Source organism: Rhizobium metallidurans (assembly GCF_014196505.1).
In the GTDB taxonomy this organism is placed as follows: Bacteria; Pseudomonadota; Alphaproteobacteria; order Rhizobiales; family Rhizobiaceae; genus Rhizobium; species Rhizobium metallidurans.
The window spans coordinates 42,403-56,067 of record NZ_JACIDW010000022.1; the positions used below are offsets into that span (position 1 = coordinate 42,403).

16 protein-coding genes are annotated in these 13,665 nt (G+C 61.0%); 15 read left to right on the plus strand and 1 reads right to left on the minus strand.

Translation table 11 applies throughout. The features are described from left to right. From GGQ67_RS21925 to GGQ67_RS21950, 6 genes are read left to right on the plus strand one after another with little or no spacing between them, the layout of a single operon-like run. Positions 1 to 975, plus strand: a complete 975-nt coding sequence (locus GGQ67_RS21925) for an alpha-ketoacid dehydrogenase subunit beta (RefSeq protein WP_183902253.1) — start codon at positions 1 to 3, stop codon at positions 973 to 975. A 10-nt stretch (positions 976 to 985) separates the two neighbouring features. Then, positions 986 to 2,275: an alpha/beta fold hydrolase gene (locus GGQ67_RS21930; protein WP_183902254.1), complete on the plus strand. Its 1,290-nt coding sequence runs from the start codon at positions 986 to 988 to the stop codon at positions 2,273 to 2,275. Between the two features lie 60 nt (positions 2,276 to 2,335). Next, complete coding sequence (locus tag GGQ67_RS21935) at positions 2,336 to 2,659, plus strand: NIPSNAP family protein (protein WP_183902255.1); 324 nt, start codon at positions 2,336 to 2,338, stop codon at positions 2,657 to 2,659. Between the two features lies 1 nt (position 2,660). After that, positions 2,661 to 3,515 (plus strand): hypothetical protein, encoded by an 855-nt coding sequence (locus GGQ67_RS21940; protein WP_183902256.1) that lies wholly within the window; start codon positions 2,661 to 2,663, stop codon positions 3,513 to 3,515. Next, on the plus strand, positions 3,473 to 4,453 hold the full coding sequence (locus GGQ67_RS21945; RefSeq protein ID WP_343056539.1) for a 3-hydroxyacyl-CoA dehydrogenase NAD-binding domain-containing protein: 981 nt from the start codon (positions 3,473 to 3,475) through the stop codon (positions 4,451 to 4,453). Before GGQ67_RS21940 ends, GGQ67_RS21945 begins: the two co-directional genes overlap by 43 nt. 15 nt (positions 4,454 to 4,468) lie before the next feature. Then, the gene (locus GGQ67_RS21950; RefSeq protein ID WP_183902258.1) at positions 4,469 to 5,227 is read left to right on the plus strand and encodes an SDR family oxidoreductase; all 759 of its coding nucleotides are present in this window, start codon (positions 4,469 to 4,471) and stop codon (positions 5,225 to 5,227) included. A gap of 10 nt (positions 5,228 to 5,237) precedes the next feature. Here the strand turns inward: GGQ67_RS21950 and GGQ67_RS21955 are convergent, their stop codons facing one another. Continuing rightward, a complete protein-coding gene (locus GGQ67_RS21955; RefSeq protein WP_281393631.1) occupies positions 5,238 to 5,990 on the minus strand; it encodes an NAD(P)-binding domain-containing protein in 753 nt (250 codons plus the stop codon). A gap of 108 nt (positions 5,991 to 6,098) precedes the next feature. On the opposite strand from GGQ67_RS21955, the gene GGQ67_RS21960 reads away from it, so the two are divergent. The 9 genes from GGQ67_RS21960 to tnpB form a co-directional block, all read left to right on the plus strand. Beyond that, complete coding sequence (locus GGQ67_RS21960) at positions 6,099 to 6,875, plus strand: GntR family transcriptional regulator (RefSeq protein ID WP_183902260.1); 777 nt, start codon at positions 6,099 to 6,101, stop codon at positions 6,873 to 6,875. Between the two features lie 136 nt (positions 6,876 to 7,011). Further along, complete coding sequence (locus GGQ67_RS21965) at positions 7,012 to 8,121, plus strand: branched-chain amino acid ABC transporter substrate-binding protein (protein ID WP_183902261.1); 1,110 nt, start codon at positions 7,012 to 7,014, stop codon at positions 8,119 to 8,121. Positions 8,122 to 8,246: 125 nt separating this feature from the next. Continuing rightward, positions 8,247 to 9,197, plus strand: coding sequence for a branched-chain amino acid ABC transporter permease (locus tag GGQ67_RS21970; protein WP_183902262.1), 951 nt, complete (start codon positions 8,247 to 8,249; stop codon positions 9,195 to 9,197). Positions 9,198 to 9,256: 59 nt separating this feature from the next. Further along, positions 9,257 to 10,192: an ABC transporter permease subunit gene (locus GGQ67_RS21975; protein WP_343056540.1), complete on the plus strand. Its 936-nt coding sequence runs from the start codon at positions 9,257 to 9,259 to the stop codon at positions 10,190 to 10,192. Further along, complete coding sequence (locus tag GGQ67_RS21980) at positions 10,075 to 11,019, plus strand: ABC transporter ATP-binding protein (RefSeq protein ID WP_246400266.1); 945 nt, start codon at positions 10,075 to 10,077, stop codon at positions 11,017 to 11,019. Before GGQ67_RS21975 ends, GGQ67_RS21980 begins: the two co-directional genes overlap by 118 nt. Then, on the plus strand, positions 10,943 to 11,692 hold the full coding sequence (locus GGQ67_RS21985) for an ABC transporter ATP-binding protein (RefSeq protein WP_183902264.1): 750 nt from the start codon (positions 10,943 to 10,945) through the stop codon (positions 11,690 to 11,692). The genes GGQ67_RS21980 and GGQ67_RS21985 overlap by 77 nt, the downstream gene beginning before the upstream one ends. Beyond that, positions 11,685 to 12,989: an NAD(P)/FAD-dependent oxidoreductase gene (locus GGQ67_RS21990; protein WP_183902265.1), complete on the plus strand. Its 1,305-nt coding sequence runs from the start codon at positions 11,685 to 11,687 to the stop codon at positions 12,987 to 12,989. Before GGQ67_RS21985 ends, GGQ67_RS21990 begins: the two co-directional genes overlap by 8 nt. A gap of 118 nt (positions 12,990 to 13,107) precedes the next feature. After that, positions 13,108 to 13,554, plus strand: a complete 447-nt coding sequence (gene tnpA / locus GGQ67_RS21995; protein WP_183902266.1) for an IS66-like element accessory protein TnpA — start codon at positions 13,108 to 13,110, stop codon at positions 13,552 to 13,554. Further along, positions 13,535 to 13,665 (plus strand): IS66 family insertion sequence element accessory protein TnpB (tnpB, locus tag GGQ67_RS25680; RefSeq protein ID WP_183902267.1); only part of this gene is annotated, 131 nt, incomplete at its 3' end. The genes tnpA and tnpB, both read left to right, overlap by 20 nt.

Here is a 13,665-nt window from a genome sequence, read left to right on the forward strand (position 1 = left end):
ATGGCCCTGATGCGATATGCCGAAGCCTTGAACGCGGCGCTGCGCGAGGAGATGGCGGCCGATCCCTCCGTCTTCCTCTTCGGTGAGGATATCGGCCGCTATGGCGGCGTCTTCAAGGTGACCAAGGGATTGATGGACGAATTCGGCGAAAGCCGGGTGCGCGATACGCCGATTTCCGAGCAGGCAATGACGGCGATGGCGGTAACGGCCGCGATGACCGGCACGCGCCCTGTGCTCGAAATCATGTATGCGGACTTTATTCCGCTGTCGCTCGATGCGCTGGTCAATCAGGCCTCGATCTACAACTATATCTGGGACGGCCAGGTGAAGATGCCGTTTGTCCTCAGAACCCAGGGCGGCGGCGGCGCCGGCGCGGGTGCGCAGCATTCCAAGGCACTGGATTCCATGCTGGCGCATATTCCGGGGATCAAGGTCGTGGCACCTTCCACTCCGGCGGACGCCAAGGGTATGTTGAAGGCGGCGATCCGCGACGATCAGCCGGTCGTCTTCCTCGAGCACAAGCTGCTTTACAACATTCGTGGCGAGGTGCCTGACGGCGACGTCATCGTTCCGCTCGGCAAGGCGGCGACGATGCGCGAGGGAACGGATGTTTCCATCTTCGCAACGTCGAAGTTGGTCGTCGAAGCGGTGAAAGCCGCCGATCTACTGGCAGCGGACGGGGTCTCTGCCGAGGTAATCGATCTGCGTTCGCTGCGCCCGCTCGACATCAATGCCATCGTCGGCTCCATCGCGAAGACCCATCACGCTGTCGTCGTTAACGAGGGCTGGCGCTTCTGCGGCTACGCGGCCGAGCTTTCCGCCTCGATCATGGATCACGCCTTCGACGAACTCGATGCGCCCGTTGCCCGTGTCACCCTGCCGGATATGCCGATCCCTTACTCCGAGCCTCTGGAAACGGCGATGCTACCCAATGCCGAGAAGATCCGTGCCGCAGCGCTTGCAACGCTGAAGTGAGGGGTTGCAGATGACGATCCATCCCATAAGCATCGAGAGCGCCGGCGGCGAGTATATGGAATCCGTCCTGGTTATTTCCTGGTCCGTCAAGGCGGGTGAGAAGGTGAGGGCCGGTGACCTGCTTGTTACGGTCGAAACGGCCAAGGCCGCCACCGAGGTTGAGGCTGACCGCGACGGATGGCTGGCGGAAATCCATTATCAGGAAGGCCAGGAAGCACCTGTGGGTGCCGTGCTGGGAACCATTTCCGATAGCGAGCCTCAGGCCGCGGCCGGCGCGGTCACGGCTGTTGCTTCGGCCGCGACCGAGGCCGGGGCGCCCACACCTGCAACCGCTCCCGCGACCTCCCGGCAGGGTGGTGCGCGCCTGGTCGCCAGTCCGCTGGCCCGCCGCCTCGCATCGCAAGCTGGCATCGACCTGTCGTCCGTGAGCGGCTCCGGCCCCAATGGCCGTATCAAGCAGCGCGACATCCAAACATTTCTCGACTTGCAGAAGGCCAGATCGTTTGAAGCGTCAGCTCAGGCTCCTGCTGCGATCACCCCCGCAGCGCCTGCCATCGCTGTAAGGCAGGCACGGCCGCCGATCGTCCTGTTGCATGGATTTGGAGCAGACAAGTCTGCCTGGCGGCAGGTGCTGCCGCTTCTCGACGCCGACGCGCGCACGATCACCATCGATCTCCCGGCGCACGGATCGAGCACCGGCGCGCGCGCCGAAAGTGTCGAGGACCTCGCTTCGTTCGTTTCCGATCAGCTTGAAGGGCACGGCATCGAGCAGGCGCATATTGTCGGACATTCGCTTGGCGGCGCGACGGCGCTGGCGTTGACCTCTGTCGGCCGTATTGCCGCGCGGTCGCTGACCCTGCTTGCGCCGGGTGGCCTCGGACCCGAGATTTCCGGCGGCTTCATTTCGGGCCTTACCGGGTCCGGTAGCGCCGCCGCGCTGGAACGCTGGCTTGCCTTCATGCTCGCCGAGGCTGCGACCCTGCCGCAGGGATATGCAACGGGCGTGCTGCGGCAGATGGAGAAGGTTGGCAACCGTACGGCGCTCGACGCCTTGGCCGGCCGTCTGTTTTGTGGAGATACGCAGCTCTTCGACGGGTTGCCGGCACTCTCCCGGCTGACTGTCCCGACGCGCATCGTCTGGGGACGAGCCGACCGCGTCATACCCTGCAGCCACGCGCTGCGAGCGCCAGACTTCGCGGCCGTGCATCTTCTCTCGGGCGTCGGACACGTCCCGCAGATGGAAGCGCCTGGCCTGACTGCGAGGCTGATCATGGAAACGGTCAGAAGCACTGGCGCATGAAACCGGCCCGCCGGTCATGCCGGCGGCAGTTGATCACCAGAAGACATCAAGGAGCACAGAATGATTTTCGACCATCGCACCTACACTGCAAAGCCCAACATGCTGCCAAGCTTCCTGAAGCTCTACGAGGATATAGGCTTGCCGATGCAGCGCCATTATCTTGGCGAACCCTTCGGCTTTTTCCAGACTCATATCGGCGATCTGTCGCGGACCGTGCACCTTTGGAAATATGAAAGCCTGGCCGACCGCGAGGCCCGTCGCGATCAGATGGAAGCAGATCCCGAATGGCAGGCCTATCGCCGCAAGGTGATTGAGACCGACTATCTGGCCGACATGCGCAACCAGATTCTCAAACCCGTATCCTTCTTCATTCCTGGAAAGTAATATGCACCTTCATTTCTCGGCCGAGGGCCAGACCTGGCCGATCCGGCTGACAGGCGACGCCACGAGGACGCGCAACGCCCTGTTGCGCACCCTTCCGATGGCGCTCCAGTTGCACACGCCGAAGATTGCTGGCAGCCATATCTATTGGCATGCTCCCTTCGTCGAGGATGTCGAAGGCGCCACCCATGTTCTGGATGCGCCCGCCGGCGCATTCCTCTACTGGCCGGTGCGCCAGTTCGTCGAGATCACCTTCGCGCCGCTTCAGGCGGAGACGGCGCATGTCACCCTGCTCGGCGTGCTCGATGCGCCGATCGAAGGCATCGCATCGCTTGCCGCAACGCTGAAGCACGACCAAGGCCGACGGATCCTGTCGGCGACGCTGACGTCGGACGGAAGCGAGATGCCGGCGCTGCAGGACGTGTCGCCGTTGCCGCCGGGCATGATCGCGTCCCGCGAGCGGCTATGGGCTGCGATGCCCGCCGACATCGCCCGCGTCACCGCGTCCCGCGCCATCATGCATCCGGCTGGTCCGGTCTTCGCAGCCGAGGGGGAGGCGCGGGTTCTGCACGAACTGCTGTGGTGGATGCGTTCGGAAATAAGCAAACGGGACGAAGCGGCCCTGCGCCAGACTGCGGCGATCGCCCTCAACAAGACGGCGACGAGACTGCGTGACTTCTGTCACATGGACGAGACACCGGCACTTCTCTTTGCGCTCGAAACGGCCATGGGCGGTTCGTTGCCGTTCTCCGCTTTGATCGACGAGGCGATCATCGTGACGGGCCGTATCGGCGCCTGGATCGATCTTCTCATTCCGTGGAACGACCTCAACGAAGCCTTCCGCAAGGCGCTCGACTGAAAAGGGGAAAGAAAGTGAAGAAGACAATCGGGATCGTCGGCTTCGGCGTGATTGGGCAGCGCTGGGCGGCCGCGTTTTCGCATGCCGGTCACAGCGTGCGTGTTTATGATCGGTCCGCGGACCAGGAGGCCGGCTTCCGGCAGTTGCTTCCGAGCCTTTTGGCCGATCTCGATGCCGTTCGCCCGCCGAGAGATACGGAGCCCGGTGAAATCGTGCTGTTTGCCTCCATGGCCGACGCCATGGCCGGTGTGGATTTCGTTCAGGAAAATGGGCCGGAAAACCTGGAGATCAAGCGCACGCTGCTTCCGCAAATCGAGGCCTGTGTCGGCGACGACGTGATTATCGCCTCGTCTTCGTCAGCACTGTTGGTCTCCGAAATGCAGACCGAATGCCGCATTCCCGGGCGTATCGTCCTCGGCCATCCCTTCAATCCGGCTCATCTGATGCCGTTGGTCGAGGTCGTGGGCGGCAAGTTGACGGACTCCGAAGCGGTCGTTGCCGCCAAAGCACTCTATGAAGAGATCGGCAAGAAGCCTGTTGTCATGAACCGGGAGATCACCGGCCATCTGGCGTTGCGCCTGATGGGAGCGATGTGGCGCGAAGCGATTGCGCTCGTCCGCGACGGCGTCGCCTCGGTCGAGGACGTGGATCGCGCTTTCGTCTATGGGCCCGGTCCCAAGTGGACCCTGCAGGGCTCCTTTATCTCCAATCAGTTGAATGCGACCGGCATGGAAGATTTTCTGCGCAAATACGGTCCGACATATCAGGCGATATGGGACACGCTGCTCGACGCCAAGCTCGACGAGGAAACCATCGCAGCCGTAACGAAATCGACCGCGGCAGCCGTCGGCGATCGCAGCCAGGACCAGCTGAAGGCCGAACGCGAAGCCGGCTTGGTCGCGATCCTGAACGATGTCGCCAGACACGGCGCCTTGTAGGCCCTCGAAGGGAGAATGGCGATGACGTATCGATGTGCATTGGTGACGGGTGCCTCCAAGGGTATCGGCGCGGCGATTGCCGCCAGCCTGGTGGAAGAGGGGCTCACCGTCTACGCTCTCGGCCGCAGCGAGAGTTCGCTGGCGGAGCTGGCAACCCGGCTGGGAGAGCGCTTCCGGCCACTTGTTGCCGACGTGAGGGATTTCACCGGCATCGCACGGGCGCTTGGCGGCGTGGAGATAGACGTCCTGGTCAACAACGCTGGGGGAATCTCGACCGTGCGGCCGCTGTATGAACAGACGGCTGAGGAAACGGACGAGGTAATCGCCCTCAACCTTACCGCTCCGCTGCAGCTCATTCGAATGCTGCTGCCGGGCATGATCGAAAGAAAACGCGGCCATATTTTCAACCTGACCAGCACTGCGGCATCAGCTGTCTTTCCCTGCACGACTGGCTATGGCGCTGCCAAGGCAGGATTGTCGCAGGCTGGCCGTATCCTTCGCTACGACCTCGCGGGCACCGGTGTCCGGCTGACCGAGATCGCGCCGGGCAGGGTGGAGACGCAATTCTACCTTCAGGCATTCGATGGCGATGCGGCGGGTCTGCAGGAGCGGATGTATGCGCATCAACGCCCATTGCATCCGGAGGATGTCGCAGCGGTGCTGCTCGGGGCGTTGAAGCTGCCATTCAACGCCGACGTGGCGGAAATCATCGTGTCCCCGACGGATCAGGCGGTCGGAGGCCATGTCTATCCGAGCGCGACCCCATCGACCTGATCGGGCGTCGTCACGTGCCTGTGGCGGTCAGCCGCGCCAGCACGGCTTCGCATGCCGCCTGCCATGCGGCGGGTTGCCCTTCCAGGTCAAGCACCTGCAGGCCGAGTTCCGTGATTCCGCCGGGCGTGACGAGATCGCCCAGAATGGCTTCCATCGGTTGCGCGGTCTCGGCAATCATTCGCCCGGCGGCAACGAAAGTCTGGGCTACGAGCTGACGCATGAGTGTCTCATCCGCACCGCGGCTGCTCCCCCAAACGACGCTTTGCCGCACGATATCCTGCGCCCAGCCATAGATCGCCGCATTGACCGTCGCGATTTCGAACTCCTTCTCGCTCCCGAGCGCGATTGCCGGGCCCAAACGTGCTATCAACGCGCGCGCCTCGCGGACGTCCGGGTAGAAGACCGTCGGGCTGGCGTTGATCTCGGTGGCCGTCAGCGGCATGGCGCGCACGATTCTGGCCGGGATGGCAGGGAATTGCGAGAGCGCGACACCGGCGCAGACGGAGATCACGATTTGGTTTTTTCTCCAGGGCAAGCCTTGGATCGCGCCCACAGCGTCTTCGGGGCGGACGGCGAGGATGATGATGTCGGAGCGTTCGACAAGTTCGTGGTTGTCCGCGCAGATTGCAAGGCCGTGCCGCGCCGCCAGCTGGCTGGATTTGCCGCGTGGCGAGAGAATCACAGTGTCGCGGGTGCCCGATCGGGCGAGACCCTCGACCATCGCTGCAGCAAGATGTCCTACTCCAAGAAAGCCGACTGTCATAATATGCGATCTCCCATGATCTTGAGCTTGTCCCAGCGACCGATTAAACACGAAGAAACTGTATGTAAATCTGTCGACAACTTCGTATCATCCACGGACCGTTCTCTGATGAAAAATCCTGAACAAACCAGCAGCCCCGTTGCTTTCGTAGAGGCGGAGGCGGAAACCCGCAGAGCCGCCGACAGCAGCGAGAGAGCCTACAACGCCATCCGAAAACTGCTGATCGAGTTTCAGCTGAAACCGGAGGAACGCATCAATGAGATGCGCTTGGCCAAAAGCCTTGCGATTTCGCGCACGCCCATCCGGGAGGCGCTCAACCGGCTGGCGTCGGAAGGATTCGTGTCGCTGACCCCCAATCGGGGGTTCTTTGTGCGCAGTCTGAGTACCGAGGGCTTGATCGACCTCTACGAACTGCGGTCGATTATCGAGTGTGCCGCCTTCCGCCTGATGTGCGAGCGCGCCTCCGACGAACATATCGGGCGACTGCAGTCCTACTGGGGAAAGATAGTCGACGGTTACATTGACCAGCCGGCGGACGACATCCTTGCTGAGGACGAAGGCTTCCACCTGCTCATTGCCGAACTCTCCGGCAACCCCGAGCTCGTCAATCAGCTGCAGGCCATCAATGCGCGTATCCGCTTCATTCGCCGGATCCAGATCGAACATCGCAGCCACGACAACAGCCTGATCTCGACGCATTCGGCAATCGTGGAGGCTGCCGTCGCGCGTGCTGCGGACGAAGGCGTCGAATTGTTGAGACAGCATATTGAACTCACGGTTTCCGCGACCCAGCAGGCGCTGAAGGACGCTCTGCTGCGCGTTTATTCCCAACCAAAGCCGCTGCAGCCGCTCCGCTTCGGCCGGTCCACGTCCAGCAACGGATAGATCAATAAAAAATTGAACGCAATAGTGTCGACACTTTCTTGACGTGCCTCTAATTGTCTGCTTCCATGCGATCTATCGGCAAGAAGACCGGAATGGCCTGCCACATGCGACAGACTCATTAACAAGGGGAACGACTATGAAATTGATTGCCGCACTTTCTCTATCGACCGTCATCTTTGCCGGCCCAGTCCTTGCCGAGGACGTTACGATCGGTCTTGCCGGACCGATCTCCGGCCCTCAGGCCTATTTCGGCACGACTTGGCACAACGGTTTCAAGCTCTACATCGATAAGCTTAACGCCGCAGGCGGCGTCAATGGCGTAACCGTCAAGATCAACCAGCAAGACGACCAGGCCGACCCACGACAGGGAACACTTGTTGCACAGAAGTTCTGCGACGATGAAAGCGTTGTCCTCGGCCTCGTGAACTTCAATTCAGGCGTCGCGCAGTCCACGCTGCCAATCTACGAAGATTGCACGATGCCGACGATGACGTTCGGCTCCAATCCGGCGCTGACCCAGCAGGGTTATAAGTTCATGGTGCGCCCGGTTGCCAATGACTTCGCCGGCGCTCTGCTTCCTGCCGAGTACGCACTACAGAAATTAAACGCCAAGTCCGCTCTTATCGTCAATGACAAGCAGGTCTTCGGTCAGGGCATCTCGGAAATCTTCGGCAAGAATTTCATCGCTGGCGGCGGCAAGGTGCTGGACACGCTCTCGATCGCGCCGACGGACGTGGACTTCAGCGCCGTTCTCGCTCAGATCAAGTCCAAGAACCCCGATGTCATCTATCTTGGCGCGGTCATGCCGCAGCTGGCGCTCTTCGCCAAGCAGATGCATGAACAAGGGGTCAAGGCGACCCTGATGGTTCCCGATGGTGGTTATACGCCTGAATTCATATCGCAGGCCGGTCAAGTCAACGTTCAAGGCGCCACGGTTGCCGTCCAGGCGCCACCGCTTGACGCAACGCCGGCGATCGCCGATTTCGCCGCGCAGTACAAGGCAAAGTATGGGCAAGATGCGGGCCCTTACTCGATCTACGGCTATGCCCAGGCGCAGATCCTCGAAGCAGTGCTGAAAAGCGCCAAGGGATATACCCGCGAGGACATGAACGAAGCGCTGCACAACGTGAAGGCCGATACGGCGATCGGTCAGCTCGAATTCGACGACAAGGGTGAACTGAAGGTCGCTCCGTCCTACCTATACAAGGTCGAAGGCGACAAGTTCACCTTGATCGGCACCAAGTGACCGCCAGACAAGGCACGTCGCGCCTCCCTCGCTCGTGACTTTTTGAACGCGCGGCTGCACAATCGCTCGCGAATGCAGCCGCGCATCCTATCCCGCCCAACGCGGCGTCTTTGGACAGGACCCCTATGCTCGGAATCCTCATTCAACAAACAGTCAATGCCCTGACGATTGGTGCGATCTACGCACTTATCGCTCTCGGCTACACCATGGTTTACGGCGTGCTGCGCATGATCAACTTCGCTCACGGCGAGATGTTCATGCTCGGTGCCTATGCCGCGTTCCTAACGCTGACGTTCTTCGTCGGCGATATCGGTGGCGCCGGTGCCCTTGTGCTCAGCCTGGTCTTCGCAGTGGCGCTCATCGCCGTCGGTCTGGCCGGCGTCGGCATCGAACGGCTCGCCTACAAGCCGCTCAGAACCTCCAACCGGCTGGCGCCAATGTTGTCGTCGCTCGGTGTGTCGCTTTCGCTGGTCACAGGCGTTCAGATCATGGCCGGCCCACAGCCGGTCGGGTTCCCCAGCTTCTTTCCGGCGACCCGCATAGACGTTTTCGGCGGTACCGTGACGCTGGTTCAGATCGGTATCCTGATCGCCGCCTTCGTGTTGATGGCCGCGTTGTATCTGCTGGTCAACCGCAGTCGGGCAGGGATCATCGTCCGCGCCGTGTCCGAGAATCGTCCGACCGCGCAACTGCTCGGCATCAACGCCAATCTCGCCATCTCGCTGGTCTTCTTCTTCGGCCCGTTGCTCGGCGCGGCCGGCGGTATCCTTTATGCGAGCTATTACGGCATCATGTCGCCAACGATGGGAGCAGTGGTCGGGTTGAAGGCCTTCACGGCTGCTATCCTTGGAGGCATCGGCTCCATTCCCGGTGCCGTGCTTGGCTCCTTTATCCTCGCCTTCGTTGAAGTCGGTGGAACCGCGCTTCTGCCGATCCTTTCCGGCGGAATTCTCGGCACCGAATATCGCGACGTCCTAGCGTTTGCCATCCTCATCCTCGTGCTTCTGGTGCGGCCCGCCGGCATTCTTGGCGAGCCAGTTTCGGAAGAGAGCATTGTCTACAAGAGGGAGTTCTGATGTCATCCGTCGATACATCTATTCAACCGCGGACCTGGGGCGGCAGGATACTTCCACTTGTGGTTCTGCTAGCCGCAGTCGCGCTGATCGTGGCAACACCATTCCTGTCGAACTACTACGTGCGCGTCGCCAATGGCCTTTTGATTTACATCCTCCTTGGCATCGGCCTCAACATCGTCATCGGATATGCGGGTCTGCTCGATCTGGGTTTTGTCGCTTTCTATGCCGTCGGCGCCTATACCTACGCCTTGCTTGCGAGCCCGCAGCTGGGTCTGCATCTGCCCTTTTTGTTGATCGTCGTGATCGCTGCCTGCGTGGGAGCGATCACCGGCATTCTCCTAGGCCTTCCCGTTCTTAAGTTGAGAGGCGACTATCTTGCGATCGTAACTCTCGGCTTCGGCGAAATCATCCGCATCCTGATGAACAACCTCGATTGGCTGACCGGTGGTCCGAAGGGCATCGCACGGCTGGACAAAGCGTCGATTGTTGGCATCGAACTTGCCAGGCCGACCGAGATCTATTGGCTGCTGATCGTTGTCGTCCTCGCTGTCGCGACCTTCGTCTGGCGCATGGAGAAATCCATTCTCGGCAAGGCGTGGGCTGCAATCCGCGAGGATCAGGACGCAGCGCGCGGCATCGGCATTAATACCACCAACGCCAAGCTCGCGGCCTTCGCGACCTCCGCGACAATCGGGTCGATCGCCGGTGTCATCTTCGCGGCATCGCAGCGCTTCGTGAGCCCGGATAGCTTTGCGCTGCAGGAATCCGTGCTTATCGTACTGATGATCGTGGTCGGCGGCATCGGAAATATCTTAGGCATCGTGGTCGGTGCCGCCATTCTCATCCTGCTTCCGGAGGTCCTGCGCGAGTTCGCCGAATGGCGTATCCTGTTCTTGGGTCTTCTGATGATCGTGCTCATCATCGTGCGCCCCTCAGGCATCGTGCCAAGATCGTTCGGGCCGGAAAAACTCATTCGGGGGCTTTTCGGCAAATGACGCTAACCTTCGAAAAACTCCGCAAGCAATATGGTCAACACGTCACGATCGACGATGTCTCGACACGGTTCGAACCAGGCTTGATCCATGGGGTCATCGGGCCGAATGGCGCCGGCAAGTCCACGCTGATCAACATGACGGCCGGCTCTTATGTGGTGTCGGGCGGCAAGATCAGCCTAGACGACAAGACGCTGAGCGGCATGAAGAAATACCAGATCGCGAATTCCGGCGTCGCGCGTACCTACCAGAATATCCGCCTCTTTGATCAGATGACGGTGCTGGAAAACCTCGAGGTCTGTTTCTATCCGGCGCATGTCGGACAGGTCTGGCGGGAAATTCTCTGGCCACCCTTCGCCGCGAAACGGCGAAGGGAACGCCGCGACGTCTGCATGGAGTTGCTGGCCTTTTTCAACCTGCAACATTATGCCGATGCCGAAGCGGGAAGCCTTCCTTATGGCCGCCAGCGCATGCTGGAAATCGCGCGCGCGCTCGTCATGAACCCGCGTGTGCTCCTGCTCGACGAGCCGGCCGCCGGCCTCAACCATCACGAAACTGCCGAGTTGACCGCAAGACTTGCGGAGTTGAAGACGCCCGACCGCATCATGATTGTAGTCGAACACGACATGGATCTTGTCATGACCGTCTGCGACAGGATTGTCGTGATGCATCACGGCAAGCTCCTCTTTCAAGGCACGCCTGCGGAAGTTCAGGCAAGCGCCGACGTCCAACTGGCCTATCTGGGAACTGCAAATGACCTCGACGACATCAAGACCGCTGCTAAAGATCGCCGGACTCAGCTCGGGATACGGGCGCGTCGGCGTTCTTAATGCGATCGACCTGGAAGTCGACGAACGCGAGATCGTTGTCATCCTCGGTCCCAATGGCGCCGGCAAGACGACGCTCCTGAATTCGATCTCCGGCGTCGCTCGGGCCACCGCCGGTTCGATCGAGTTCGAAGGCCGGGACATTGTCGGCTCGCGGCCGGAACAGGTGGTGCGGATGGGGCTCGCACACTGCCCCGAAGGCCGGCAGATCTTCCAGCGCCTGACGGTCGAAGAAAATCTCGTGGCTGCCCATATCGGCCGTGGCGGGAAAAGCTTCGAAGTCCTGCGCAACGACGTGTTCGAGCTCTTTCCCATCCTCAAGGAACGCCGCAACGGCATGGCGAGCCGCATGTCCGGTGGCCAGCAGCAGATGCTTGCCATCGGCCGCGCGCTGATGGCCGAGCCGAAGCTCCTGATGCTCGACGAGCCTTCGCTCGGCCTTGCGCCGAAGATCATTCAGCAGATATTCCGCATTATTCTCGACCTCTCGACCTCCGGCATCTCCATCCTCCTCGTCGAGCAGAATGTGCAGCTCGCCCTGGAATGCGGCGACTACGCCTATCTCCTCAACACAGGTCGCGTTCGCCTCCACGGGCCAGCGCAGGAGCTTGCCGAGCATTCTGCAATCAGCGACCATTATCTCGGAGGTGCGACCGAGGAGACGATCCATGTTTGACGTCGACTGGAAAACGCCGCATCTGTGGCGGAAGACCGCGCGCAAGCGAGCGTCGGCCCCTCGCCTAGCGGGCGACGTTCACACTGATGTACTGGTCGTTGGCGGCGGCTTCACCGGCATGGCAGCGGCACTCGGTGCCCGTGATGCCGGCATGAGCGTGGTCATGCTCGAAGGCAACGAGATCGGCTCCGCCGCATCGGGCCGCAACAACGGCCTGGTGATCTCACACCATTCCAAGGCATCGCCGTCCGAATTTGAAGCCGCTTATGGCGGCCGGATCGGCGAGCGCTACAACCGTTTGGTTGCGGATGCGGCAGGTATCGCCTTCGGGCTGATGCAGCGCTTCAACATCGACGCCCATCAGGTTCAGGAGGGCTGGATTCAGCCGGCGCATACGGATAAGACGCTGGCGCGCGCCCGGCAATTCCACGACGAGTGGAAGGCATTCGGTGCAAGCGTTTCCTGGCTCGATCGGGCCGAAGCGACGGAGCGCATCGGCAGTCCCTATCTCGGCGGCTGGATGGTGCATAATTCCGGTCATATCAATCCTTTCGCGATGACGATCGGCCTAGCTTCGGCGATCGAGGGCGAGGGTGTGACGATATTCGAAAATTCGCGGGCGACACGGCTTGAGCGGGTCGAGGACGGCTGGCGGGTCTTTACCGCATCGGGAAGCGTGACAGCGCCGGAGGTCATTCTCGCAACGAACGCGCTGACCGGCGACATCTGGCCGGGATTGAAGCGCACGCTGATTCCGTTCAAGGTTTTCCAGGCGGCGACCCCGCCACTTTCCCAGGAGCTGCGCGCTCAGATACTGGTCGGTAATCCGGCCGTGTCCGACATGCGCAACGACCTTCGCTATTTCCACTATGACTGCGACAACCGCCTTGTCAGCGGCGCGACGCATACTTTCTGGTTCAACGAAGCACAGCGTGGGCGCGACAAGGTCGCTCAAGTCCTCGGCAAGGCATTCAAGGCCTTCGGTGGGCCGCCCGAGGTACAGGAATACTGGCATGGTACGTTTGCGGTCGTTCCGGACCGCCAGCCGCGCCTCTACCGGCTTGCGCCGGGCCTCGTATTCGGCGGGGTCTATTCGGGGCGTGGTGTCGCGTTGTCCATGTCGCTCGGTCAGGAGATGGGGCGCTGGGCGGCAGGCAAGCGGACCGACGGCGAGATGCCACTTCCGGTGACATCCATGCGCAAGATCCCCGCCCACGCCGCCGCCGTCCAGACGGCGAACAGGATGCATGCTTGGCACAGGCTGAAGGACCGCGTGGCTAAGTCCGATCGGCAATGAAAAAGTGTGGGGCACGAAGATTACGCAGCTTGAAGGTAAGCGCGAATTTCTCCGCACCTTCTGCAATTGAGTGAGCTTTGGCATGTGGTGTCCACTTAAAAGAGGTGGACACCAAGTTATGGATGTAGGTCAAAAACTTGCGGTACGGCTGGTTGGTCGGAATGGAAGACGCCGCTTCGATCAAGGGTCGAAGGATCGCCTTGTTGCTGCCTGCCTTGAGCCCGGCGCATCGGTATCGAAACTAGCGCGAGAACATGGGGTCAATGCGAACCTCGTTTGGAAATGGATTAGGAAGCACACCCAGGCCCATCCATTATCGCCGTCTTCAACATCTGCGTTTATCCCCGTTCAGGTCGCGGCCCCGAGCAGGGAGTTCGACATTGAGATGCCTGCCGCGGATCGCGAAGAGCGACTGCCGAGAACGGACAGGAACGGCCCACTTTCCTCTCCAGCAAAGGTGAGCGCGTCGCTGCCCAATGGTGTGAGACTAACGCTGGAGTGCAATGATCTCAGCGGATTGACGGCGATAATCGGAGCGTTGGGTCATGTTCAGACTGGGCGCTGATCTGAAGGTCTACCTGCATCGGGAGCCGATCGACTTCCGGGCCGGCATCAACAGCCTCGCGGTCCTGGTGCAGGAGACGATGGCGCTGGACCCGTTTGCCCCTGCGGTGTT